At 69.8% G+C, this 22,098-nt stretch carries 23 protein-coding genes; 6 read left to right on the plus strand and 17 right to left on the minus strand.

The window, feature by feature from the left end; all coding sequences use genetic code 11:
- Window positions 1-10 precede the first annotated feature (10 nt).
- Complete coding sequence (locus ACFQU4_RS08045) at window positions 11-1,273, minus strand: type II toxin-antitoxin system HipA family toxin (RefSeq protein WP_377489302.1); 1,263 nt, start codon at window positions 1,271-1,273, stop codon at window positions 11-13.
- Entirely contained in the window at window positions 1,270-1,620 is a 351-nt protein-coding gene (locus ACFQU4_RS08050; protein ID WP_377489305.1) for a helix-turn-helix domain-containing protein, read from the minus strand. Before ACFQU4_RS08050 ends, ACFQU4_RS08045 begins: the two co-directional genes overlap by 4 nt.
- A gap of 215 nt (window positions 1,621-1,835) precedes the next feature.
- Between ACFQU4_RS08050 and ACFQU4_RS08055 the strand changes: the two genes are divergently transcribed.
- On the plus strand, window positions 1,836-2,399 hold the full coding sequence (locus tag ACFQU4_RS08055) for a dihydrofolate reductase family protein (protein ID WP_377489308.1): 564 nt from the start codon (window positions 1,836-1,838) through the stop codon (window positions 2,397-2,399).
- On the opposite strand, the gene ACFQU4_RS08060 is transcribed toward ACFQU4_RS08055, so the two are convergent.
- The 7 genes from ACFQU4_RS08060 to ACFQU4_RS08090 form a co-directional block, all read right to left on the minus strand.
- Window positions 2,392-3,378 (minus strand): ABC transporter ATP-binding protein, encoded by a 987-nt coding sequence (locus ACFQU4_RS08060; RefSeq protein ID WP_377489311.1) that lies wholly within the window; start codon window positions 3,376-3,378, stop codon window positions 2,392-2,394. The genes ACFQU4_RS08055 and ACFQU4_RS08060 overlap by 8 nt on opposite strands.
- Window positions 3,375-4,394, minus strand: coding sequence for an ABC transporter ATP-binding protein (locus tag ACFQU4_RS08065; RefSeq protein WP_377489314.1), 1,020 nt, complete (start codon window positions 4,392-4,394; stop codon window positions 3,375-3,377). The genes ACFQU4_RS08060 and ACFQU4_RS08065 overlap by 4 nt, the downstream gene beginning before the upstream one ends.
- Window positions 4,391-5,305 (minus strand): ABC transporter permease, encoded by a 915-nt coding sequence (locus ACFQU4_RS08070; RefSeq protein ID WP_377489317.1) that lies wholly within the window; start codon window positions 5,303-5,305, stop codon window positions 4,391-4,393. The genes ACFQU4_RS08065 and ACFQU4_RS08070 overlap by 4 nt, the downstream gene beginning before the upstream one ends.
- Window positions 5,302-6,288, minus strand: a complete 987-nt coding sequence (locus tag ACFQU4_RS08075; RefSeq protein ID WP_377489320.1) for an ABC transporter permease — start codon at window positions 6,286-6,288, stop codon at window positions 5,302-5,304. Before ACFQU4_RS08075 ends, ACFQU4_RS08070 begins: the two co-directional genes overlap by 4 nt.
- A gap of 31 nt (window positions 6,289-6,319) precedes the next feature.
- Window positions 6,320-7,966 (minus strand): ABC transporter substrate-binding protein, encoded by a 1,647-nt coding sequence (locus ACFQU4_RS08080; RefSeq protein ID WP_377489323.1) that lies wholly within the window; start codon window positions 7,964-7,966, stop codon window positions 6,320-6,322.
- 27 nt (window positions 7,967-7,993) lie between these two features.
- Complete coding sequence (locus ACFQU4_RS08085) at window positions 7,994-9,112, minus strand: ROK family transcriptional regulator (protein WP_377489326.1); 1,119 nt, start codon at window positions 9,110-9,112, stop codon at window positions 7,994-7,996.
- Window positions 9,113-9,301: 189 nt separating this feature from the next.
- Window positions 9,302-10,648 (minus strand): MFS transporter, encoded by a 1,347-nt coding sequence (locus ACFQU4_RS08090; RefSeq protein ID WP_377489329.1) that lies wholly within the window; start codon window positions 10,646-10,648, stop codon window positions 9,302-9,304.
- A 181-nt stretch (window positions 10,649-10,829) separates the two neighbouring features.
- On the opposite strand from ACFQU4_RS08090, the gene ACFQU4_RS08095 reads away from it, so the two are divergent.
- A complete protein-coding gene (locus ACFQU4_RS08095; RefSeq protein WP_377489332.1) occupies window positions 10,830-11,702 on the plus strand; it encodes a LysR substrate-binding domain-containing protein in 873 nt (290 codons plus the stop codon).
- Between the two features lie 211 nt (window positions 11,703-11,913).
- On the opposite strand, the gene ACFQU4_RS08100 is transcribed toward ACFQU4_RS08095, so the two are convergent.
- From ACFQU4_RS08100 to ACFQU4_RS08120, 5 genes are all read right to left on the minus strand, one after another.
- Window positions 11,914-12,675, minus strand: coding sequence for an anti-sigma factor domain-containing protein (locus ACFQU4_RS08100; RefSeq protein ID WP_377489335.1), 762 nt, complete (start codon window positions 12,673-12,675; stop codon window positions 11,914-11,916).
- Window positions 12,672-13,274: an ECF RNA polymerase sigma factor SigK gene (gene sigK, locus ACFQU4_RS08105; protein ID WP_377489338.1), complete on the minus strand. Its 603-nt coding sequence runs from the start codon at window positions 13,272-13,274 to the stop codon at window positions 12,672-12,674. The genes ACFQU4_RS08100 and sigK overlap by 4 nt, the downstream gene beginning before the upstream one ends.
- 162 nt (window positions 13,275-13,436) lie before the next feature.
- Window positions 13,437-13,793 carry a VOC family protein gene (locus ACFQU4_RS08110; protein ID WP_377489341.1) on the minus strand — a complete coding sequence of 119 codons (357 nt, stop codon included), beginning with the start codon at window positions 13,791-13,793 and terminating at the stop codon, window positions 13,437-13,439.
- A 2-nt stretch (window positions 13,794-13,795) separates the two neighbouring features.
- Window positions 13,796-14,251: an SRPBCC family protein gene (locus ACFQU4_RS08115; RefSeq protein ID WP_377489344.1), complete on the minus strand. Its 456-nt coding sequence runs from the start codon at window positions 14,249-14,251 to the stop codon at window positions 13,796-13,798.
- A gap of 2 nt (window positions 14,252-14,253) precedes the next feature.
- A complete protein-coding gene (locus ACFQU4_RS08120; RefSeq protein ID WP_377489347.1) occupies window positions 14,254-14,583 on the minus strand; it encodes an ArsR/SmtB family transcription factor in 330 nt (109 codons plus the stop codon).
- Window positions 14,584-14,696: 113 nt separating this feature from the next.
- Here ACFQU4_RS08120 and ACFQU4_RS08125 point away from each other — a divergent pair, with 113 nt between their 5' ends.
- A complete protein-coding gene (locus tag ACFQU4_RS08125; RefSeq protein ID WP_377489350.1) occupies window positions 14,697-15,716 on the plus strand; it encodes a phosphotransferase enzyme family protein in 1,020 nt (339 codons plus the stop codon).
- A gap of 13 nt (window positions 15,717-15,729) precedes the next feature.
- On the opposite strand, the gene ACFQU4_RS08130 is transcribed toward ACFQU4_RS08125, so the two are convergent.
- Window positions 15,730-16,533, minus strand: a complete 804-nt coding sequence (locus ACFQU4_RS08130; protein ID WP_377489352.1) for a nucleotidyltransferase family protein — start codon at window positions 16,531-16,533, stop codon at window positions 15,730-15,732.
- Between the two features lie 74 nt (window positions 16,534-16,607).
- Between ACFQU4_RS08130 and ACFQU4_RS08135 the strand changes: the two genes are divergently transcribed.
- A complete protein-coding gene (locus ACFQU4_RS08135) occupies window positions 16,608-17,897 on the plus strand; it encodes a GNAT family N-acetyltransferase (RefSeq protein ID WP_377489355.1) in 1,290 nt (429 codons plus the stop codon).
- Between the two features lie 20 nt (window positions 17,898-17,917).
- Here the strand turns inward: ACFQU4_RS08135 and ACFQU4_RS08140 are convergent, their stop codons facing one another.
- Together ACFQU4_RS08140 and ACFQU4_RS08145 are read right to left on the minus strand one after the other, a co-directional pair.
- Window positions 17,918-18,778, minus strand: coding sequence for a trypsin-like serine protease (locus ACFQU4_RS08140; protein ID WP_377489358.1), 861 nt, complete (start codon window positions 18,776-18,778; stop codon window positions 17,918-17,920).
- A 37-nt stretch (window positions 18,779-18,815) separates the two neighbouring features.
- The gene (locus ACFQU4_RS08145; protein WP_377489361.1) at window positions 18,816-20,783 is read right to left on the minus strand and encodes an acyl-CoA dehydrogenase; all 1,968 of its coding nucleotides are present in this window, start codon (window positions 20,781-20,783) and stop codon (window positions 18,816-18,818) included.
- 131 nt (window positions 20,784-20,914) lie between these two features.
- Here ACFQU4_RS08145 and ACFQU4_RS08150 point away from each other — a divergent pair, with 131 nt between their 5' ends.
- The gene (locus tag ACFQU4_RS08150) at window positions 20,915-21,298 is read left to right on the plus strand and encodes a cold-shock protein (RefSeq protein WP_377489364.1); all 384 of its coding nucleotides are present in this window, start codon (window positions 20,915-20,917) and stop codon (window positions 21,296-21,298) included.
- Between the two features lie 5 nt (window positions 21,299-21,303).
- Window positions 21,304-22,092: a DUF3027 domain-containing protein gene (locus ACFQU4_RS08155; protein WP_377489367.1), complete on the plus strand. Its 789-nt coding sequence runs from the start codon at window positions 21,304-21,306 to the stop codon at window positions 22,090-22,092.
- The last annotated feature ends 6 nt before the right edge of the window (window positions 22,093-22,098 follow it).

Below are 22,098 nucleotides of genomic sequence, written 5' to 3' on the forward strand. Positions count from 1 at the left end.
CTGCTGCCGGTCAGAGGCGATCCAGGATCCGTTGGTTGTGGTGAACCAGAGCGGGTACGGCGCGCTCGGCGATCTCGTCGGCACCCGGGACGGAACCGGCCAGCTTCAGCACGACCTCCTCGAACGTCGGCGGGAAATCCGCGGCCAGTGCTGCGACCCGTCCGATCAGAAGGTTCGCGTCCAGGCCGAGCGTGACCGCGGCCTTCTCCCACTGGCGGCGTCCGATCTGCGACGCCGTGCGTTCGCCACCGATCGACAGCGCGACGGTGCGCTCGACCTTCCGGGCGTCGTACGCCAATCCCGTTGCCAGGTCGTACAACGGTGCCACGCCGGTGAAGCCGCGGCCGCGGAGCAGGGAGATGTTCTTCGCGTGTCCGTCCGGAGCGCCGGCCACCAGGTTGATGATCAAGAAATCGGCCAGCGCCAGGCGGTCGTCGCTCAGGTCGGTCGACTCACGGGTGAGGACTCTTATCAGGTCGGCCAGGCGCGGCCCGCCTCGGGACTCGTACTTCCGAGCCGGCATGCGTCCGCACGCCTGCGCGAAGTCCTCCTGATGGATCCGGATCACCTGGCCGCCCGACCAAGCCCGGTCGAAGCGTTCGACGACGATGGCCCACTGGTCGTCGAACCTCACGAAGTCGGACTCGGCGACGTTGACGCCGAGGGCCGACGCGGCGGACATGGTGACGTGCTCGACGAGCGCCTGGTAGCGGAACTGCCTGATGCCGGGCTTGACGATGTGCGTGGTGGGGGCGCTGCCATGCGCCGTATGCCAAGCTCCATCGACCTGGGCGAGTGCGAACTTCTCCTGCTGCCCGCCCAGGGACCAGTGCTCACCCGGCATCGTCCAGGACGATTCGCTGGTCGCGAGGTCCCGGATCCGGCTCGCGATCTGGAGGTCGCTGACAGGTTCGAACTCGTGTCCTCGGGATCGAAGGTCGTCGAGATCCTCCTCCCGGCTGAACTGGACTGCCCCGGGGCAGTCCCGGCCCATCACTGCAAGGATCCCGAAGGCGTCGTCCGCGTCGACTCCGAGCTGGTCCGACCAGGCGGCACGTGCAGGATCGTTCTCGGGCAGCAGGCCGAACAGATACGGCTGCACCTTCTTCGCTGGATGGACTCCCGGCTGGATCGGTAGTTGGACCGACAGCGCCACCTCGCCGGAACGGACGTAGTCGCGGGTGTAGGTGAAAGTGGGATCCTGATCGACGGACGTACGGTTCAGGTGCCCGATCACCTCGCCCGACAGCAGGACGGCAAGGCGCTCGTTCATGGGCGATCACCGTCGCCCGGCAAGCCCCAGGCGGAGCGCCGCGTTCGGGCAGCCGCGCGTAGTCGGTCGGTCGCCTCGGTCGGCTGACGTTCCTGGTCGATGGGACTCAGCGTGAGTGAAAGGTCCAGCGCAGTGAGCAGTCGCAGCAGGGGCTCCAATTCGGCGCCACGATGGCCGGCTTCGACGCGAGCCAACCAGGACCGCGCGACGCCTGCCTTCGTCGCCAGTGCCGTCTGAGTCAGTCCGTGCGTCAGCCGGGTGTCCCGGAGCAGCCCGCCCAGCTTTCTCCAGTCGGTGACGATGAACTCGCCCGGCATCCCGATCCCCTTGTCCTCGAACAAGGACACCGTAGCTCGGTCCTCGAACGAGGACAAGGCCGTGACGTCCTCGTACGAGGACCTGGCGGGCTCAAGGACGCGCCCAACTCACCACCTGAACATCGGATCCCGTTCGGCTGACGCCCCGGAGGAAGTCTCCGACGGATTGTCGGATCCGGCGCCGCGGCTCCGTACGAGTGAATGATCAGGCCCGCCGGGCCCTGACGTTCAAGAAGGAGCTCGCCATGACTCTCGTGTACACCCACCTCTCCGCCTCGGTCGACGGCTACGTCTCCGGCCGCGGCGCTCGCGCCGGCCTCGGGCTCGGCGACGGCTTCCGGATCTTCGACTGGCTGTCCGACCACGGCTCGGCGAACCGGGCCGTCATCGAGTACGGCGGCAGCCGGGCCGCTGCTGTTGTCGCGGGGCGCAACACGTACGAACACGCGGCCCGGTGGGGCGGCAACAGCATGGATGCCGGCACCCAGCTGTTCGTGGTCAGCCGGGACCCGATCCCGGACGCCGCGGAGGGGCAGACGATCGTCACCGACGGGCTGGAGTCGGCCATCCGGCAGGCCCGGGAGGTGGCCGAGAAGGCCGGCAAGGATGTCAAGATCGCGGCCGGTGCGACCGCGACCGAGGCCATCCGGTTGGGGCTGCTCGACGAGATCCTGATCAGCCAGGTCCCGGTCCTGCTCGGCGGCGGGCACGCCTTCTTCCGCGAGCTGCCCGAAGCCGTCGAACTCGAATGCACCTCGGTCGCCGTCAACCAGGGCGTCACCCACCTGACCTATCGCATCGTCAAGTAGCGGCTTTCTCCGCGGCGACGTGGCAGGCCACCTCGATGCCCGGCCGGAGCTCCTGCAGCGGGGGCGTCGTGGTGCGGCAGACGTCGCGGACCAGCGGGCAACGGTCGGCGAACCGGCAGCCGGGCGCCGGGTCGATCACCTTCGGCGGTTCGCCCCGCGCCATCTCGGCGGTGACGGCGAGCTCGGCGCGCGGGTCGGGGACGGCGGCCACCAGCAGTTGCGTGTACGGGTGCAGCGGGTCGCCGAGCACCTGGTCCACCGGTCCGGACTCGACGATCCGGCCCGCGTACATGACCATCATCCGGTCCGCCGCGTAGCGGGCGCTGGCGATGTCGTGCGTGATGTAGAGCAGGGAGACGCCCTGGTCGTCGCGCAGCGAGGTCATCACGTTGAGCAGCCCGATCCGGATCGACACGTCCAGCATCGACACCGGCTCGTCGGCCAAGATCACCTTCGGCCGGTACGCCAGCGCCTGGGCGAACCCGATCCGCTGCCGCTGCCCGCCCGACAACTCGTACGGATAACGGTGCACGACCTGGTCGGCGGGGGAGAGCCCGACCGCCGTCAGCACCCGGAGCGCCTCGGCCATCCGGTCGCCCGGCGCGATGTCGGGCCGGTGCAGCTTCAGCCCGCGCAGGATGCCGTGCGAGACCGGGTAGGCCGGGTTGAGCGAGCTGAACGGGTCCTGGAACACCATCGGCACCGCCGCCCGGTAGCGCAGCACGTCGCGCCGGGTCCGCAGCGCGGCCAGCGAGGTCCCCTCGAACCGGATCTCGCCGCCGCTCGGCCGGTACACCTGGGCCAGCAGCCGGGCGATGGTGCTCTTCCCGCTGCCGCTCTCGCCGACCAGCGCGACGATCTCGCCCGGCCCGATCGCGAAGCTGGCGTCGTCGACGGCGTGCAGGGTGCCGCGGCGGCGCAGTCCGCCGACCCGGAACGTCCGGGACAGGTCGCGGGCCTCCAGCAGGGGCGCGGTCATCGGCCGCTCCGTTCCGGCGCGTGCAGCAGGCACCGCGCCTGGACGTCGTCCACCGGGTAGAGCGGCGGTGCGACAGTCTCGCAGTCGGCGAAGGCGACCGGGCAGCGCGGCTGGAACCGGCAGCCGGCCGGCATCGCCTGCAGGGCGGGCGGGCTGCCCGGGATCCCCTGCAGTCGCTCCCGCGGACCGGTGATCGACGGGAAGGCGTCCAGCAACCCCCGGCTGTACGGGTGCGCCGGCGCGTCGAACACCTGCCGGGTCGGCCCGAACTCCATCGCCTGGCCGGCGTACATCACCATCAGCCGGTCCGAGAAGTGGCTGACCAGGCTCATGTCGTGGGTCACGAAGATCACCGCGAAACCCAACTGTCGTTGGAGTTCCTTGATCTGCAGCATCAGTGAGCGCTGGGCCACCACGTCCAGCGCCGAGGTCGGCTCGTCCATGATCACCAACTCGGGCGTGAACAGCTGCGCCATCGCGATCATGGCCCGCTGCCGCATCCCGCCTGACAGCTGGTGCGGATAGCTGGCCAGGTGTGCCCGGTCGATCCCGACCAGGTCCATCACCTGTTCCGATCGTTCCCGGATCTCGGCCTTGTCCCTGACTCCGTGGGCCTGCATCGCGTCGGCGAACTGGGCGCTGATCCTGAGCACCGGGTTGAGGGCGTTCATGGCGCTCTGCATCACCACGGAGAGGTTCCGCCAGCGGACCGGGGCCAGTGCGGCCTCGGTCATCGTGACCAGGTTCTGACCGCGGAACCTGACCTCGCCGGCGGTGATCCGGGCCGGTGGGCTGAGCAGCTGGGCGATCGCGAACGCCATCGTCGACTTGCCGCAGCCGGACTCGCCGACCACGGCCACGAACTCGCCGGGCCGGACGTCGAGGTCCACCCCGTCGACCGCGGTGAGCGGGCCGGCATCGGTGTCGTAGGCCACCGAGAGGCCGCTCACCTCGAGGTTCGGCTCCTCGTCGGTGATCACGGAGCTGTCGCCGAACCTGGGGGACTCGGTGATCATCGAGCGCGCCTCCTTCTGCGGACCGGGCGTAACGCCGGGTTGCTGATCTCGTCGAACGCGTAGTTGAGCAGGGCGAACGCCGCGCCGAGCAGGGCGATGCAGAGGCCCGGTGCGATCACCCACCACTGCTGGTCGGTCTGCAGCGCCTCGTTGGACTGGGCCCAGTGCAGCATCGTGCCCCAGCTGAGCGACGACGGGTCGCCGAGCCCGATGAACTGCAGCCCGGCCGAGGTGAGCAGGGCATAGAGCGCGGCGCCGAGGAAGTTGGCCGCGATCAGGCTGATCATGGTCGGCAGGATCTCGAAGACGATCACGTACGATCTCCGCTCGCCGCGCACCCGGGCCGCCTGCAGGAAGTCCCGGTTCCGCAGCGACAGGGCCTGGGCCCGCAGCTGCCGGGCCCCGTACGACCAGCCGGTGATCACCAGCACGCCGATCACCACGAGCAGGTTGCCGCCGCCGGCGTAGGCCGCGATGACGATGATCAACGGGAACGCCGGGATCACCAGGAACACGTCGGTGAGCAGCGACAGCAGATCGTCGCCGACGCCGCCGAGGTAGGCGGCGGAGACGCCGACGATGATCGACAACACGCTGGCCAGGGCGCCGGCGATCACCGCGATCAGCAGCGACTGCCGGGTGCCGTAGACCAGCTGGGCCCAGATGTCCTGGCCGAACGCCGTGGTGCCGAGCAGGTGCTCCGGCGACGGCGGCAGCATCAGCTCGAAGGTGCCGTTGTTGGGATCGCTGACCGGGGTGAACAACTGCGGCACGACGGCCGCGACCAGGAAGATCGCCAGCATGATCGCCCCGACCAGCGCCTTCTTGTTGCCCAGCACGGCCCGGACGATCCCGGACCCGGTCCGGGGCCTCGCGGCCGCGGTGCCGGAGCCGGCTGCGACGGCGCTCACGAAGCGGTCCTCGCTCTCGGATCCAGCCAGGCGGTCAGGAAGTCACTGATCAGGACGGCGACCAGGACGGTGACCGTGATCATGACGAACAGCGCCTGCATCAGCGGATAGTCCTGGTTGTTCACCGCACTGAGCAGCATGTAGCCGACGCCCGGGTAGTTGAAGGTGAACTCGACCAGGATCGAGCCGCTGACCACGAAGCCGAGCGACATGGCGAACCCGGACAGGTTGGGCAGGATCGCGTTCCGGGCGGCGTAGTTGATCATGATCCGCCGGTTCGGGATGCCCTTGGCCCGGGCCATCCTGATGTAGTCCTCGGCCAGCGTGGTGACCACGTTGTTGCGCATGGTCAGGATCCAGCCGCCGATCGAGATGATCAGGATGGTCAGCGCCGGCAGCAGCGCGTGCTTGCCGACGTCGAGGATGAACTCGGAGTTCCAGCCCGGGGTCAGGATCGGGTCGTACCCGCCGTCGTTGGGCAGCAGGCCGTTGGTGCCGACCGAGAACACCATGATCAGCAACAGCCCGACCCAGAAGTACGGCAGCGCGGCGGTGATCACGAACACCGGCGGCAGCACGCTGTCCAGCACGCCACCGCGGCGCCAGCCGCCGATCATGCCGATCCCGGTGCCCAGCACGAACGCGATCACCGTCGTGACCCCGACCAGGCCGAGCGTCCAGGGCAGCGCCTGGGCCAGCACCTCGCCGACCGGTTGCGGGAAGAAGGTCAACGAGGTGCCGAACCGGCCGGTCAGGGTGTTGCCGAGATACTCCACGTACTGCACCGGCAACGGCTGCTGGGTGTCGATCCCGAACGCCACCTCGAGCGCCTTCAGGGCCTCCGGGTTGATCCGGCCGCGGAACCGGGCCATCATCGCCTCGGCCGGATTGCCCGGCATCAGCCGCGGCACGAAGAAGTTCACCGTCAGCGCGACCCACAAGGTGATCAGGAAGAACCCGATCCGGCGCAGGATGAAGCGCATCAGACCTCCTGTCGGTTACCGCCGGTCATGATCATTTCGGCTGCAGGCGGAGCAGCACCTGCTCGTTGTCCGGCACGGCGTACGGCGCCGGCAGCGCGTACGGGTCGTCGGCGGTCGGCCAGCCGGTGAAGTCCTTGGTGTTGTACTGGAACCAGCTCACCGACTCCAGCACCGGGACCACCGGAACCTCCTCCAGCATGACCTCCTGGAGGGCGTTGACGATCTCGTGCTTGCGGGCGTCGTCGGCGCCGGCGTACTCACCGAGCAGCGCGTCCACCTTCGGGTCCGAGAACCGGCCGTAGTTGCTGGACGCGTTCTCGCCGAGCGGCGCGGTGTTGCCGCTGTAGAGCATCTGCCGCAGCTCGTAGTAGGGCAGCGGGCCGCCGGACTGGGAGCCGTAGGCAAGATCGAAATCGCCCTTGTAGAGCTTGGTGTTGTAGGTCTGCCCGGCGATCGACTGCACGGTCAGCTCGATGCCGAGCGGTCCCAGCTGGTTCTTGATCTCCTGCAGCTCGGCCTCCCAGTCGGTGTAGCCGCTGACCGTGATGATGCTCAGCTTCAGCGGCTTCTCGGTCGAGTAGCCGGCCTGCGCCAGCAGCGTCTTCACCTTCTTCGGGTTCGGCGCGTAGTTGTACTTGTCGGCCGCCTCCTGGTTGTACCAGTCCTGGAAGGTGGGCAGCACGATCGCGCCCTGGTTGGACGCGGGCAGGTAGCCGCCGACGCCGATCTTGGACACCTTCTCCTTGTCGATCGCGTAGGCGATGGCCTGCCGGACCGCTTTCTCCTTGGTCACCTCGTGCTTGAGGTTGAAGTAGATCGACACGTTGGCCGTCGGCGGGAACCAGTACTTGTGGTTCTCCTTGTCCTTGGCGACGTAGTAGCGGTCGATGCTCGGGATGTACTGCCCGCCCCACTGTGCCTTGCCGGTCGCAAGATCAAGATTGGCCGGGCTGTTGTCGGTGTAGGCCGGGTAGTTGACCGTTTTGACCGCCGGCTTGCCCGGCTGCCAGAAGCCCGGATTGGCCTGGTACCGGATGTTCTGCGGCTTGCAGTCGGCCACCGTGTACGGACCGCTGCCGACCGGCTTGGCGTCGGCGAACTGGACCGGGTCGTCGGCCGGCTCGCCGGTGCTCCAGATGTGTTCCGGGACGATCGGCGTCTGGCCCGCGATGTAGTAGAAGTACGGCTCCGCCGGCTCGGCGAAGGTCATGATCACCGACTTGTCGTCGGCCTTGACCGACTTCAGCCCGGACGACCAGAGGGCGTTCAGATCCAAGCCCTTGTTGGTCTTCATCAGGTTGAAGGTGTACGCGACGTCGGCTGCGGACAGCGGCTTGCCGTCGTTCCAGGTGATGCCGTCCCGGATGGTGAAGGTGAGCGTCTTCTTGTCCGCGCTCCACTCCGCCTGCTCCGCGATCATGGGCGTCTGCTTGGCGTTCTGCAGCGGGTTGACGTGCATCAGTGTCTCGTACACGAAGCCGATCGACTGCTGGTTGACCGACGGGTTGAACGGGTTGAAGCCGCAGGTCCAGGTGGTCCCGGCCACGTTGGCGATGGTCAGCGCCGCGTCGGACTTCGCGGGTCCGGAGCCGGACCCGCCGGGACTCCCGCCCGCACAGCCGGCGAGCAGGCCGAGCGTCGCGATCAGCGCGACGACCAGGTTTCGCTTCATGATCATTTCCTCCCTCGGCGACCGGGCGTCCGGTCAGCCGAACATCTCGTCCCGGACCTGTTGAATGGCGGCCGCCAGGGCGCCGTGCCGGACGGCGTGGTCCCGGCCGGTGCCCGGCCTGACCTCCGGCCGGTGCGCGACCAGCCGGTGCAGCCGGTCGGCGACCCGGTCGGCCAGTCGGTCGCCGCCGGCCACGCCGAGGTCGCCGGAAAGCACCACCAGTTGTGGATCGATCAAGGTCACCGCGATCACCGCGGCATGGGCGATCCGGCCGGCCAGCTCGGACAGGAACCCGTCCGGGTCGCCGGTCGTCGGCTTCCCTCCGTTCAGGGCCGCGACCGCCCGGCGCACCGCGGTGACCGCGCGGCTGGCCCCGAGGCCGTACGTCTCGGCGAGGGCCAGCACCGCGCCCGCGTCGATCAGCTCCGACATCCGCCGGCCGTCCAGCGAGACCGGCGCGAAGTCGACCTCGCCGGCAGCCCCGTGCGAGCCCCGGTGCAGCCGGCCGTCGACCAGCACGGCGGCGGCGACGCCACGGCTCATCCAGAGCAGCACCACGTCCCGGTAGCCGCGGGCGCAGCCGTGCCGGTACTCGTCGGTGGCGACCAGGTTGACGTCGTTCTCCACCGTCACCGGCATGCCGAGTGCCTCGGTGAGCCGGTCGGGCACGTCGAATCCGTACCAGCGCGGCAGGTGCGGGGCATAGCCGAGGAAGCCGGTGACCGGGTCGATCGAGCCGGAGATGCCGACCACGGCCCGGCACGGCAGGTCTCCCCGCAGGCCCTGTTCGCGGATCGTCTCCTGGACCACCCGGCGCAGTGTCGGCACCGGATCCGGTCCGGTGCCGCGGAGATTCACCTTGCGCTCGGCGATCAAGGTGCCGGTCAGATCGACCACGCCGAGGTCGAAGCTGGCCGAGACGACGTCGATCCCGACCGCGTGCCCGGCCCGCTCGTTGATCGACCAGAGCCGGGCGTTCGGACCGGGACCGGTGCTGGCCCGATGGCCGTCCTGGCGGACCAGGTCGACCTCCTCGAGCCGGCGCAGCAGTTCCGCGGCGGCCGGCTTGGAGAGCCCGATCTCGTGCTCGAGTTCGGTACGCGACAGCGGACCGTGCAGCACCAGTGCCTGCAGGGCGGCGCGATCGTTCATCGCACGCAGGGCTCGCGGACCACCGATACGCACGACACCCCCCTGGCGTTCAATCGTCTGGAAAGTTCCCAGTTGATTGGAGCATGACGGCTGGCGCGGTCGGCCGTCAAGGGTTGTCCTGTTACAAGCAGATCACCGGTCGGCGTGGCCGACCGGTGATCTCTTTCCTGCTTGGACTTCCGTGCTGCCTCAGCGGGCGCGGATGTGCACCCAGCGTCGGTACGTGGTCCGGTCCATGCCGAGCCGCAGGTTCGACGTGTGGGCCATCGCCAGGCCGGACAGGAGCGCGACGAAGACGACCAGGCTGCCGCAGAGCAGCATGCTCGGCCGGGCCCCGAAGTGGTCGATCAGCCAGCCGACGACCGGGCTGCCGATCGCCTGGCCGCCGAGCAGCACCAGCAGGTAGACGCTCATCACCTGGCCGCGCACCGCCGGCGCGGTGGTCAACTGGACCAGCGAGTTGGCGCCGGTGAGGAACTGCAGCGTGAGCAGCCCGATCAAGATCAACACCATGCCAAAGGTCCAGATGCTCGGCGCGATCGCGGCGATGCCGATGGTGATCCCGAGCAGGGTGAGCAGGCTGACCAGCACCCGGAGCCGGACCTGGCCGCGGCGGCGGGCCGAGATCAGCGCGCCGGCCAGAGCGCCGATCGCGCTGAGCGAGTTGAACAGCGAGTAGCCGCTCACCCCGGTGCCGAACTCGTGGTCGGCAAACGCCGCCAGGATCACCGGCATGTTGAGGCCGAACAGCCCGATCGTCGCCACCAGCACGATGGTCCAGGCCACCTCGGAGGTCTGCTGGATGTAGCGCAGGCCCTCGCGCAGCTGGCCCTTCGCCTTCGCCACCACGGTCGAGCGACCGGTGGGCACCCGGATGATGATCAACATCCCGACGACGACCAGGCAGGAGGCCGCGTTGATCAAGAACGACCAGCCCTGGCCGACCGCGTGGATCAGCACGCCGGACAGCGCCGGCCCGAGCAGTGCGCCGAACTGGAACACCGACGAGTTCAGGCTGACCGCGTTGCGCAGATGTTGATCACCGACGAGTTCGGAGACGAACACCTGGCGGGTCGGGTTGTCCACCACTGTGACGAAACCGAGGATCGCGGCGACCAGGTACACGTGCCAGACGGCGACCGTTCCGGTCAGCGCGAGGACACCGAGAGTGAGAGCCATCAGGGTCGCCACCGACTGGGTGATGATCAGCACGGCCCGCTTCGAGTAGCGGTCGGCGATCACCCCGCCGAACAGTCCGAACAGCAGCACCGGGGTGAACTGCAGGGCGACCGCGATGCCCACCGCGGCGACGCTCCCGGTCAGCTCCAGCACCAGCCAGTCCTGGGCGATCCGCTGCATCCACAGCCCGGTCGTGGCGACCACCTGGGAGGACAGGAAGAGCCGGTAGTTGCGGACCTGGAGGGCGGCCAGCGTGCGCGGCCACTGGCGGCGGCGGATCGGCCGACTCAGTCGATCGAGGTTTTCGGACAGGGCGTATGAGGCCGAACGGGACCGCTCGGCGGGCGCCGTGGACAAGGCGAACTCACCTGATTCATGGGTTGTGCTGGACTGGACCGCCGGGATCTGCCGGCAAGCGGATGGCTCTACGCTGAGGTCGCCCGACACCAACCCTAAAGGCCCGCCTTCCTATTCGGCAAAGCCATAACGCCAATATATTGTATTGGCTGTACTTATAAGCCCGCGGAGGGTGGTTGTCGTGGCCGATGACAAGACGTTCGATCCGACGCTGTTGCGTACGTTCCTCGCGGTGGCCAACGGGCTCTCCTTCACCCGGGCCGCCGAGCAGCTCGGGCTGAGCCAGCCGACCGTTTCCCAGCACGTGCGCCGGCTCGAGGACGCGGCCGGCCGGCAGCTCGTCCAGCGGGACACCCGGTCGGTCGCGCTGACCGACAACGGGGAGGCGATGGCCGGCTTCGCCCGGACCATCCTGGCCGCGATCGACGAGGCCGTGTCGTACTTCACCGGGTCGGCGATGAGCGGCCGGCTGCGGTTCGGCGCCGCCGACGAGCTGGCGGTCAGCGAACTGCCGACCATCCTGCGCGAGTTCCGGCAGCTCTATCCGCGGATCAACCTGGAGCTCACCGTCACCCAGAGCGGCACCCTGCTGCGCCGGCTCGCCTCCAACCACCTCGACCTGGTCTTCATCAACCAGGAGGCGGACTCGCACCGGGGCCAGCTGGTCCGCCGCGACCGGCTGGTCTGGGTCGGCCTGGACCGGACCCAGATCGAGCCCGCGCTCCCCGTACCGCTGGTCACCTATCCGGCCCCGAGCTGGAGCCGGGACGCCGCGATCTCCGCGCTGGAGGGTGCGCACCGGACCTGGCGGATCACCTGCAACACCCGCGAGATCAACGGCATCCTCGCCGCCACCCGGGCCGGCCTCGGCATCTCAATCCTGGCCCAGAGCCGGGTCCCGCCCGACCTGCGCAACCTGTCCGGCCGGTTCGACCTGCCCGCCCTGCCCGACGTCGAGATGGCCCTCGTCGCCAACCCCCGCTCCGCCCGCGGCCCCGTCGAAGCCCTGGCCAAAGCCGTCACCAACCTCCCCCTCACCCCCCTCCGCCCCTAACCCCCAAAAAAGGACCGCCGACTGGGCACAAAAGCAGGTGTTCTGGCGGCGTGTCGCTGCGGAGGTGCCCAGTCGGTGGCAGGGGAGTGGTGAGCGGGAGAGGGTGGGGACTGCGCTGGGGCCGTGTCGCGAATGTCCCTCGCTGTGGACCATGACCGCCGATTTCGGCCCGTAATCCTTACAGCGGGGGACATCGGCGACAGGCCCTCGCTCAGATCCGGGTGCTGGCGAGCAGATCCCGGCTCGGGGCCTCGGAGCCGCCCTCGGGTTCGGCGGTGATGGCGATCGCCTGGACACCGTCCAGGTCGACGGTCCACACGCCGGCGGCGGCCGCTCGGAAGGTCGGGCCGGGGGTGGCTTCCTTGCCTCGGATCGACCACAGCTGGAAGGTGCGGCCGGGATCGGCGGCCGGCACCGAGCCGGTGATCAACACGCGGCCCAGCTGCCGGGAGACCAGCAAGGCGCCCCTGCTGCCGTCGCGCCAGGTGAGGGGATAGGTACGGAGATCGGCGGCCCGGAGCAGTTCGGTGACGGGCTGCTCCGAGGCCTGGGCCCGCTCGATCTCGTCGATCCGTCGTTGCTGGAGCACCGCCCAGCCGCCGAACATCACGGCGAGCACCAGGCTGGCGGCGACGGCGAGATACAGCCAGGGCCGGGGTCGCCGGGAGCGCCGGCGATCATCGGCGGGCATCGGCGCGGGAGCCGCGGTGGCGGGTGTCGCGGGAGTCTCGACGGCGGGCTCGTCCGGCGGCTCGACGCGGACCCGCTTGATCGCGCCGAGGACGTCGTCGCGCAGGCTGGCCGGCGGCGGAGCGGCGGACAGCTCGCTCAACCGGCTCAGCGTCTCGTTGAACTCGCGCACCTCGCGGCTGCACGACTCGCAGTCCGGCAGGTGTTCGGCGAAGGCGACCCGGAGCTCCTCGTCGAGGGCGTGCGTCACGTACGCCCCGACCTGACTGTGGATGTCGTTCATGATTCCACCCCCAGCGCGTCTCGAAGTCCGATCAGGCCGTCCCTGATCCGCGTCTTCGCCGTCCCCAGCGGCAACTCCAGCATGCGGGCCACCTGACGGTGGGTGTAGCCGCCGAAGTACGCCAGCGTGAGCGCCTCCCGCTGCACCTCGGTCAGCGACCGCAGCGCCCGCCGGACCAGCTCGGTGTCGACCCGGCTGGAGATGTCGTCCCACACCACGTCGTCCTCGGCCCCGTCCGGCCGGCCGTAACGATCTTCGCGGTCGGTCCGCCGGGCCGTCGACCGGACCTGGTCGACGGCGCGGTGATGGGCGATGGCCAGCAGCCAGCTCAGCGCGGAGCCGGACTCCGGCCGGTATCCGGCCGAGCTGCGCCAGATCTCGACATAGGCCTCCTGGGTCACCTCGGCGGCGAGGTCCGGGGAACGCAGGACCCGCAGGACGAGGCCGTACACCCGCGCCACGGTGCGGTCGTACAGTTCCGCGAACGCGTCCTCGTGGCCGCGCGCCGCCTGCGCGATCAACTGTTCCAGGGTCTCGGCCGGATCCGGTACGGCGACGACCCGCGGCGCCTCATGATCATCGTCCGGTTGCCGTCCCATCAGTACTGCTCCGGGACGGCGGGCATGATCAACACGCCACCGGGCGGAACCGGGCTCCCACAGGTCGCGACATCGGTCGCCTCCTCCGGCATGTCCTTCGGGCCCCTCCGACGGGTTGTCCCCCAGCACCAGTCATTCGGATTGGAGGGCGGAGCGGATGGGTCAGTATTCCACGCGGAAGCTGCCGACGAGCTGGATCCGGTTGTCGTCGGGGTCGGCGAGCGGACACAGCCGGACGCCCTTGTTGGCCTCGATGATCTCGCCCGGCTCGAGGCCCCGCCCGCGGACCTCCCGTACGCCCTCGTCGAGATCGGACAGGGCCAGGTTGAGCATCCCGTGGCCGGCCCGCTCGGCATCCTCGGTGACCTGGACCCAGCCGCCGTCCCTGACCTGCCACTCGATCAGGCTCTCCATCGGGTTGTTGTCCGGTTCGCGCCCGAACAGCTTCGTGTACCAGGCCCGGCCTTCCGTGAGGTCCTTCACCGCGACCACGGCGAGCACATGATCAACCTTGGTCATGATCAGTTCTCCTTCGCATCGGCGACCACGGCGAACTCCGCGGCCAGGGTGTCGAGTTGTTGCGCCGTGCCCTGCTCGCGCCACTCGGGGCGCTCCTGGCCGGGCAGATACATGCCGTGCTCGGTCAGCACCAGCAGCGTGTCCGGTCCGTCGGCCTGGAACTCGACGCTGGTCACCGAGGCGGTCGAGAGTTGATCATCGGCGCGCAGGGTCGACGTGGTGAGAATCCGTTCGTTGGGCACGATCTCGACGTAGCGGGCCTCGTGCGTCAAGGCATGCCCCTCGCCGTCGAAACCCTTTGTGATCTCGAACCCGCCGACCGTGAAGTCCTGCGAGTGCTCCGCGCCCTGGGCCATCCAGCGCTTCCGGGCTGCCGGTGTCGCAAAGGCCGCGAACACGCGTTCGACCGGGACCGCGTAGCGGCGCTCCAGGGTGAAGGTCGAATGGGTGACGTCCATGATCAAGATTCCTTCAGGTAGTCGTCGAGTTGATCAAGCTGCCGTTCTCGTTCGGTGCGCTGGCGGCCGAGCCAGCCCTCGGCCTCGCGCAGTGCCGCCGGTTCGATCCGGCAGCTGCGGACGCGGCCGACCTTCTCCGTCACGATCACCCCGGCGTCCTCCAGCACCTGCAGGTGCTGCATCACACCGGGCAGCGACATCTCCAGCGGCTCGGCCAGTGCCTTGACCGCCGCCGGTCCGCGGACCAGCCGCTCGACGATCGCGCGCCGGGTCGGATCCGCGATCGCGTGGAAGATGCGTCCCAGCCGATCCGACGCCGAATGATTAGGCATGTGCTTAACCATTGTCGATGGACCCTTGAAAGTCAAGGGATCGCTTAACCATTTCCTTCGGTGGAACCAAATTCCGTCGACGGACTCCGGTCCCCGCTGGCATCCTTCGCAGCGTGAGCGATCCGGAGCCCGAACGTGGCGCGCTGTCACCGGACGGCACCCATTACTACGACGGTGCCGGCTGGGGCTGGCAGCCGCTCTGGCTGACGTCCGACCGGCTGGTCGACTTCTGCCGTGACGCCTGGGGACTGCCGGTGCGGCGAGCCAGCCTGCTGGCCGAGGGCATGCTCAACCAGACCTGGAAGCTGGACTGTGCCGATCATGATCGCGTGCTCCGGGTCGGCCGGTCGGAACGGACCGCCGAACAGGTCAGGTACGAGTACGTCGTGGCCCGGGCCTGGGCCGAGGTCACCCCGGTCCTGGTCGCGCCCGAGCAAGACGAGGTCCCGGTCCTCGACGGCCATACTCTGGCCGTGTTCCCTTTCGTCCAAGGCGTTTCCGGTGTCTCGGTGGCCAGTCCGGTGCGCAGCCGGGAGATCATTCCGGTGCTGGCCGCAATGCACCGAGCCTCCGTCGGTCTCGGTCTCGGGCAGCGGCCGGGCTTCGGCTCGATCGATGATCATCCGCGCTGGTTCGGCTGGCAGCAGGTACGGATCGCGATCATGGACCGGTTCGGGCACGGCCCGGAGGTGCTGACGCCGATCGGGGCCGTCGACCGCGCCGTCGAGGAGCAGGACCGGCAGCTCGACACCTGGCTGCGCAGCGGCCGGCTGGACGTCCGGGCTCCGGTCCACGGCGATCTCAATCCGCGCAACCAGCTCTACCGCGACGACCGGCTGGTCGGCCTGATCGACACCGACGACCTGCGGGTCGAGCCGTTGGCCTGGGAGGTGGCCGGCATGGCGTACACGGACGCGGACGTCGATCCGCGCCGGGTCTGGCGCGACTATCTCGACGCCGGCGGGCCGCTCGACCCACGCGACGAGGAACTGCTGCTGCCCTTCGTCCGGATGGGCCAGCTGGGCGAGATCCAGTGGCTCACCGACGAGGACGGCGCCGCCACCCACCTGGCCCTGGGCAACCTGAACCACCTGGTGAAGTCGCTCGACGCGCCGCCGGTGCGGGACTTCTGATCATGGGGCTCGCTCAGGCCGACCGGGTGATCAGTCGCTCCAGGGCGCGGAAGACACCGGGTTCGAGGCCCGAGGCCGGTCGCGGCCGGCCGGTCCGGTCCGCCCAGTCCGAGAGCAGCCGGGCATACTCGCCGGCCACGGCGCGCAGGGCCCGGCCCAGTTCGGACCGGTGGCCGCTCGACGGGAAGAGCCGATCGAGCCGGGTGATCAACTCCTGGTCGTGTTGATCATGGACCGTGCCGATCCGGTACGGGGCCCGGTCCAGCAGCGGGAGCAGCCGAGAGGTGATCAACGCGTTCAGCCCGGTCCGTACCGTCAGCGTCCGGTGGTGCAGGAGCAGGGCGGCCAGCTTGGCGATCTCGGACCAGGTCGCGTCGCAGGCGCCGGCCGCGTCGTACGGCGGCGCCGGCACGGCCTGCTGATCCGCCATCGCCTGCTCGAACTCCGCCCGCACCCCGGCCCGGTCGATCAGGAACTCGACCGGTCCCTCGAAGCCGTACCAGACCCGGACCGCTCCCTCGTCGATCGTGAGGTCGAGCAGGTCGAGGTCGGCGGTCCGGGCCTGCCATCGGTTCGGCAGCCCGTACGGTGCCGCCGCGGCCACGACCGGCGCTCCGAGCAGCCGCCGGGACACCATCTCGCGGTCGGCCCAGAGTGCGTCCCGCTCGCCGGGCTCGGCGACGACGAGGAGATCGAGGTCGGACAGCGGCGTGACGGTGCCCTTGACCACCGAACCGAGGATGAGGGCGGCGCGAACCCGCAGGTCCTCGGCCACCCACGCCCGGGCCCGGTGCAGAATCTGCAGGGTCTGATCCATGGCGAACACCCTTCAGCCCAGCTGAACGGGGTCGCAACCGCTTTACCGGCCCAAGGCCCGAGGGAGAGTTGATCATGGCGATCGAGGTCCGTCCGATCGAGCCCGGCGAGGCCGTCGACTACCTGAAGGTGCTGCCGTACGCCAACGGCCTGCCGCACTGGGAGCCGGTGCCGGCCGCCTGGTACGGCGGACCCGAGCCGTGGCCGACGCCGAACCGGCCGGCCACCCCGGAGCAGCTCGAGGCGTGGGCCGGCCAGGTGCTGGCCGAGCGCTGCCATCCGCAGGCCGCGTTCGACGGCGACCGGATCGTCGGCGCCTCGGCGATGATCAGCTTCGAGCTCACGGTCCCGGGCGGCCGGCAGGTCCCGATGGGCGGCGTCACCTCCACCGCGGTGATCGCGACGCACCGCCGGCGCGGGCTGCTCCGGCGGATGATGCAGGCCATGTTCGACGAGGCCGTCGAGCGGGGCGAGCCGATCGCCGGGCTGAGCGCCAGCGAGGGGACGATCTACGGCCGGTACGGCTACGGCCCGGCCACCCTGCGCACCCGCTGGGAAGTCGACCGCACCCAGGCTGTCTTCCGGGATGCCGAACCGGATTCCGGTCGACTCGAGCTCACCGACGCCGCGACGGCCCGCGCAGCCTGGCGCACGGTCCATGATCACGTTCGGCGGACCCGGGTCGGCGAGCTGTCGGCCCGCCCCGGCCACTGGGAGGATCTGAGCGACTCGGCGAGCGACACCCGCGGCCCGCAGCGGCACCTGGTCCACCACGCCGCGGCCGGCGGCATCGACGGCGTCGCGGTCTTCCGGATTCCCTGGTCGACGACCGTCCAGAACGCCGGAACCCTTGTCGTGGAAGGGATCCAGGCCGCGACTCCGGCCGCCTACCGTGCGTTGTGGCGGCTGCTGCTCGACTTCGACCTGACCCGGACGATCGTCGCCGCGCCGCGGCCGGGCGACGAGCCGCTGCGCTGGATGCTGGAGAACCCGCGGGCGCTGCGGGTCACCCGGCAGTCGGACAGCCTGTGGCTCCGGTTGCTCGACGTGCCGGCCGCGCTCGAGGCCCGTACCTACGACGTTCCGGACCGGATCGTGATCGGGATCGAGGCCGACCCGATGCGCCCGGACAACGTCGGCCGTTGGCAGCTCAGCGCGGACCCGGACGGCGCCAGCTGCACCAGGGTCGCGGCAACGCCGGACGTGGTGCTGGAGCTCTCGGCGCTCGGCTCGCTCTACCTGGGCGGCCGGTCCGCCGCCGACCTCGCCTACGCGGGCCGGATCAAGGGCGGCGCCGCGGCGGTCGGCCGGCTGTCCCGGCTGTTCCGTACGGATCCGGAGCCGTTCAACTCGTTCGTGTTCTGAGGCTCCGGAACCTGCGGAGATCAGCCGACGCTGACCCCGAACGTGACCAGCCAATTCTGGACGACCTCGATGTCGACCCGCTGGAGTCCGTCGAGGTAGCGGCAGTTCTGCGTGTAGCCGTAACTGGTGACCGTCACCACGTAGCCGCCGTGGAAGGTCGGGCCGCCGGAGTCTCCGAAGCAGGTGCCGCCCGTGCCGCGGGTGTCGTGTTCGTTCCCGTTGACCTGCAGGATCTGCGGGGTCAGCTTCTGGCCGGGCTCGTCGGCGTACCGACGGATCAAGGGGTAACTCATCGGCGTCGGCTGCTGCGGACCGGAGTCGGCCTTGCGGACCTCCGTGCCGTAGCCGACGGAGCGGAAGATCGTGCTGTTCAGCTTCGGCTGGGCAAACCGGTCCAGGTAATCCTGCGGGGCGATCTCGGCCGGCCGGATGCCCTTGGCCGGGCGATCGAGGACGACGACACCGACGTCGTTCCAGTTGGCCAGGTCGGTGAAGTCGGAGTAGTCGGGATGTGCGTGAGCCGTACCGGAGAGGTAGCCGGCCGCCGCCAACTCGTCCGCGGTGTAGCCCTCGGCCGGATTCGCGGCAATCGGGAACGGGGCCGGCGGCTCCTCGGCAATGACGGACTCGAACGTCACCAGCGTCTTGCCTACGGTGTCGGCGGTGCAGTGTGCTGCGGTCAAGATCACGGTCGGGCTGACGAGTGCGCCCGTGCAACGGAACCGGCCGTCGGGCGCGTAGAAGAGGATCAGGCCGACGTTGGGGTGGGCCTCGCCGTCGGGCTGGCCGCCAGTGATGGCCGATGCGGGCAAAACCGCCGCCGTGATCAGGCCGAGCACCAGGCCGATGACGGTGACCGATTTCATGAGGATCGTCTTCATGGAGACCTCCCGAGTTCGAGCGTGCTTCGCTGCACCGCTACCCGTGCATTGCACCACTTCGGATCGGCTCTCGTCCAGGACTGGCGGGGAGTTGGGCGATGGGGGCGTCGATCCAGGCCTCCGGGATGCCGAACGCCTCGATCAGCTCCGGGACGTGCGGCCGCAGTTGCTCGCACAGGTCGTCCACCGCTCCGATGATCTCCTTGGACCGGGCGTCGCTGATCCGGTTGTGCTCCAGGTACCAGGCCCGGTCGGCCTCGATCCCGGACAGCAGGTGCAGGTCGAAGAGCAGGTCGAGCAGGTCGGCCCGCTCCGGGCAGTCGTCGGTCGCGGCCAGGAAGGCCTCGGCGACCTGCCGCTCGGCGTGCGCACTCGCGGCGGCCAGCAGATGCGGCTGGACGGCGTTGAAGGCGGCGAACGGGTCCTTGTCCCGGGCCAGCCGGCCGCGCATCCGCAGCGCCAGCGTCTCGACGAGGTGCTTCTCCCGGCCCTCCAGCAGGGCCAGCTGCCAGTCCCGGTCGCGGATCTCGGGCTGTACGCCGCGCCGCCGCCGGAGCCGTTCCAGCACGCCGCGGTTCACGGTCCGTTCGATCGCGAAGCCGACGAACTGGTCGGCCACCGCGCGGGCGACGCCGAGCACGTCGAGGTCCTCGAACTGCGACGAGTAGTCGGTCAGCAGGCCCTTGCCGACCAACTGCAGCAGCACCGTGTTGTCGCCCTCGAAGGTGGTGAACACGTCGGTGTCGGCGCGCAGCTGGGGCAGTACGTTCTCGGCCAGGTAGCCGGCGCCGCCGCAGGCCTCCCGGCAGGTCTGGATGGTCCGGGTCGCGTGCCAGGTGGACAGCGCCTTCAGCCCGGCTGCCCGGGACTCGATCTCGCGCTGGGTGCGCTCCCGTACCTGCTCCTCGGCGGCCGGCGCGGTGAGGTGCTCGTGCAGGTCGGCCAGCAGGTCGTTCTGGGCCAGCGACAGCGCGTACGTCCTCGCCAGGGCGGGCAGCAGCCGCCGCTGGTGCGCCCGGTAGTCGAGCAGCAGCACCTCGTCCGTACCGCCGGGCCGCGGGAACTGGCGCCGGGCCAGGCCGTGCCGGCAGGCGATGGTGAGAGCCAGCTTGGCCGCGTTCTGCGCCGAGCCGGCCACGCTGATCCGGCCCCGGACCAGGGTCCCGATCATGGTGAAGAAGCGTCGGCCGGCGCTCTCGATCGAGCTCGTGTACGTACCGTCGGCGGCGACCTGGCCGTACCGGTCCAGCAGCGCGTCCCGCGGCACCCGGACCTGGTCGAAGACGAGCCGGCCGTTGTCGACCCCGTTCAGCCCGGCCTTCCGGCCGCAGTCGGTGATCGTCACGCCGGGCCGCGGATTGCCGGTCTCGTCGCGGATCGGCACCAGCAACGCGTGCACCCCGTGCTCGGTGCCGCCGGTGATCAACTGCGCGAAGACGACCGCGAGCCGGCCGTCCCGGGCCGCGTTGCCGATGTAGTCCTTCCGGGCGGTCGGGGTCGGCGAGTCGACGACGAACTCCTCGGTCTCCGGGTCGTACGTCGCGGTGGTCTCCAGCGACTGCACGTCGGAGCCGTGCCCGGACTCGGTCATCGCGAAGCAGCCGAGCAGCCGGCCGTCGATCGCGTCGGCCAGGTAGGCCCGGTGATGCCGTTCGGTACCGAGCGCGGCGATGGCGCCCGCGAACAGGCCCCACTGGACGCCGGCCTTGACCATCAGCGACAGGTCCCGGAAGCCGAGCATCTCCATCGCCACCATGCCGCCGCCGACATCGCCCGAGCCGCCGTACGCGGCGTCGAAGCCCACCCGGGGCAGGCCGGAGGCGGCGAACTCCTCCAGCCGATGCAGGATCCGGGCCCGGTGCTGCTCGGTGCTCAGGTCGTACGAGGGCGGATCGAATCGCTCCAGTTCGAGGGAGCGGGCGCGGTCCCGGATCTCGGACCAGCGGCCGTCCAGAAGCCTGCGCAGCGGCCCGCCGTCGCTGCCCTGCTCCGTATCGGTGGTCATGGCCCGATGCTAGTGAAGCGATCCCGAGGGGTCCGCCTACAGCGATATCGGTTGGCCGTGTGTTGTCCGGGTGGTTAGTCTTGGCGAGCCTGAAAACCAGGCGGTTCATGCATGCCCGGAGGGAAGTAGACGTGCCGGTAGGCAAGGTTCGGTTCTTCGATGCCGAGAAGGGTTTCGGCTTCTTGACCAAGGACGGCGGTGGCGACGTCTACGTACGGTCCAATGCGCTGCCGGCCGGTGTGACCTCGCTGAAGCCCGGTCAGAAGGTCGAGTTCGACGTGATCGAGGGCCGCCGCGGCGAGCAGGCCTGGTCGCTCCGGCTGATGGAGGCACCGCCGAGCCTGGCCAAGGCCCATCGCAAGTCGCCCGAGCAGATGGCGATCATCGTCGAGGACCTGATCAAGATGCTGGACGGCATCGGCAACACCTACCGCCGCGGCAAGCGCCCGGACGGCAAGACCGGCGGCAAGGTGGCCACCGTGCTGCGTGCCGTCGCCGACGAACTGGAGCTGTGACCTCGATGCCCCGCACGGTGAAGCGCACGGTGAAGGCCGACCAGATCTGCGTCGACGCGGTCGAGCTGGCCCGCGAGGCGGCCCTCGAGAGCGCCGGCCAGCTGGGCGTCGGAGAGCATCTCGGGTACGAGGCGGAGGCGGAGCGGCTGGTCAGCCACTTCTTCGCCTGCCCGCATCCCGGGTACCAGGGCTGGCGCTGGTCGGTCACCGTGGTCCGGGCGTCCCGGGCCAAGACGGCGACCGTGAACGAGGTCGTCCTGCTGCCCGGTGAGGAGGCGTTGCTCGCGGCCCACTGGGTGCCGTGGGCGGAGCGGATCCAGCCGGGCGACGTGACCGCGGGCCTGGTGCTGCCGACCCCGGACAACGATCCGCGGCTGGAGCCGGGCTTCACCGGCGGCGAGCAGGCCGCGGACACCGATCCGGCCGAGGCGAGCCAGACCCGGGCGATCGTCGCCGAACTCGGCCTGGGCCGGGAACGGGTGCTGACGCCGCAGGGCCGGGACGAGGCCGCCGAACGGTGGCTGGCCGGCCCCGGCGGCCCGGACAACGAGACCACCCGGCTGGCGCCGGGACAGTGCGTGGGCTGCGGGTTCTTCGTCCGGCTCAGCGGCCGGCTCGGGACGTCCTTCGGGGTCTGCGGGAACGCCTACTCGGCCAACGACGGCCAGGTGGTCGCCATCGACCACGGCTGCGGCGCCCACTCGAATGTGGCCTCGGACGACCGGGCCGCGGAACTGCCGCCGCCGGTCTGGGACACCATCGCCTGGGACGAGCAGACCAGCCTGTTCGACTGATGTTCC

Origin of the sequence: Microlunatus sp. GCM10028923, from assembly GCF_042666975.1 — a bacterium.
Classification (GTDB): Bacteria; Actinomycetota; Actinomycetes; order Propionibacteriales; family Propionibacteriaceae; genus Microlunatus.

What these genes read in the sequence shown, in the direction of transcription:
- ACFQU4_RS08045 (WP_377489302.1), bottom strand. Translation starts at nt 1,273, where the DNA reads ATGAACGAGCGCCTTGCCGTCCTGCTGTCGGGCGAGGTGATCGGGCAC.
- ACFQU4_RS08055 (WP_377489308.1), top strand. Translation starts at nt 1,836, where the DNA reads ATGACTCTCGTGTACACCCACCTCTCCGCCTCGGTCGACGGCTACGTC.
- ACFQU4_RS08060 (WP_377489311.1), bottom strand. Translation starts at nt 3,378, where the DNA reads ATGACCGCGCCCCTGCTGGAGGCCCGCGACCTGTCCCGGACGTTCCGG.
- ACFQU4_RS08065 (WP_377489314.1), bottom strand. Translation starts at nt 4,394, where the DNA reads ATGATCACCGAGTCCCCCAGGTTCGGCGACAGCTCCGTGATCACCGAC.
- ACFQU4_RS08075 (WP_377489320.1), bottom strand. Translation starts at nt 6,288, where the DNA reads ATGCGCTTCATCCTGCGCCGGATCGGGTTCTTCCTGATCACCTTGTGG.
- ACFQU4_RS08080 (WP_377489323.1), bottom strand. Translation starts at nt 7,966, where the DNA reads ATGATCATGAAGCGAAACCTGGTCGTCGCGCTGATCGCGACGCTCGGC.
- ACFQU4_RS08085 (WP_377489326.1), bottom strand. Translation starts at nt 9,112, where the DNA reads ATGAACGATCGCGCCGCCCTGCAGGCACTGGTGCTGCACGGTCCGCTG.
- ACFQU4_RS08100 (WP_377489335.1), bottom strand. Translation starts at nt 12,675, where the DNA reads ATGAACGACATCCACAGTCAGGTCGGGGCGTACGTGACGCACGCCCTC.
- sigK (WP_377489338.1), bottom strand. Translation starts at nt 13,274, where the DNA reads ATGGGACGGCAACCGGACGATGATCATGAGGCGCCGCGGGTCGTCGCC.
- ACFQU4_RS08110 (WP_377489341.1), bottom strand. Translation starts at nt 13,793, where the DNA reads ATGACCAAGGTTGATCATGTGCTCGCCGTGGTCGCGGTGAAGGACCTC.
- ACFQU4_RS08115 (WP_377489344.1), bottom strand. Translation starts at nt 14,251, where the DNA reads ATGGACGTCACCCATTCGACCTTCACCCTGGAGCGCCGCTACGCGGTC.
- ACFQU4_RS08120 (WP_377489347.1), bottom strand. Translation starts at nt 14,583, where the DNA reads ATGCCTAATCATTCGGCGTCGGATCGGCTGGGACGCATCTTCCACGCG.
- ACFQU4_RS08130 (WP_377489352.1), bottom strand. Translation starts at nt 16,533, where the DNA reads ATGGATCAGACCCTGCAGATTCTGCACCGGGCCCGGGCGTGGGTGGCC.
- ACFQU4_RS08135 (WP_377489355.1), top strand. Translation starts at nt 16,608, where the DNA reads ATGGCGATCGAGGTCCGTCCGATCGAGCCCGGCGAGGCCGTCGACTAC.
- ACFQU4_RS08140 (WP_377489358.1), bottom strand. Translation starts at nt 18,778, where the DNA reads ATGAAGACGATCCTCATGAAATCGGTCACCGTCATCGGCCTGGTGCTC.
- ACFQU4_RS08145 (WP_377489361.1), bottom strand. Translation starts at nt 20,783, where the DNA reads ATGACCACCGATACGGAGCAGGGCAGCGACGGCGGGCCGCTGCGCAGG.
- ACFQU4_RS08155 (WP_377489367.1), top strand. Translation starts at nt 21,304, where the DNA reads ATGCCCCGCACGGTGAAGCGCACGGTGAAGGCCGACCAGATCTGCGTC.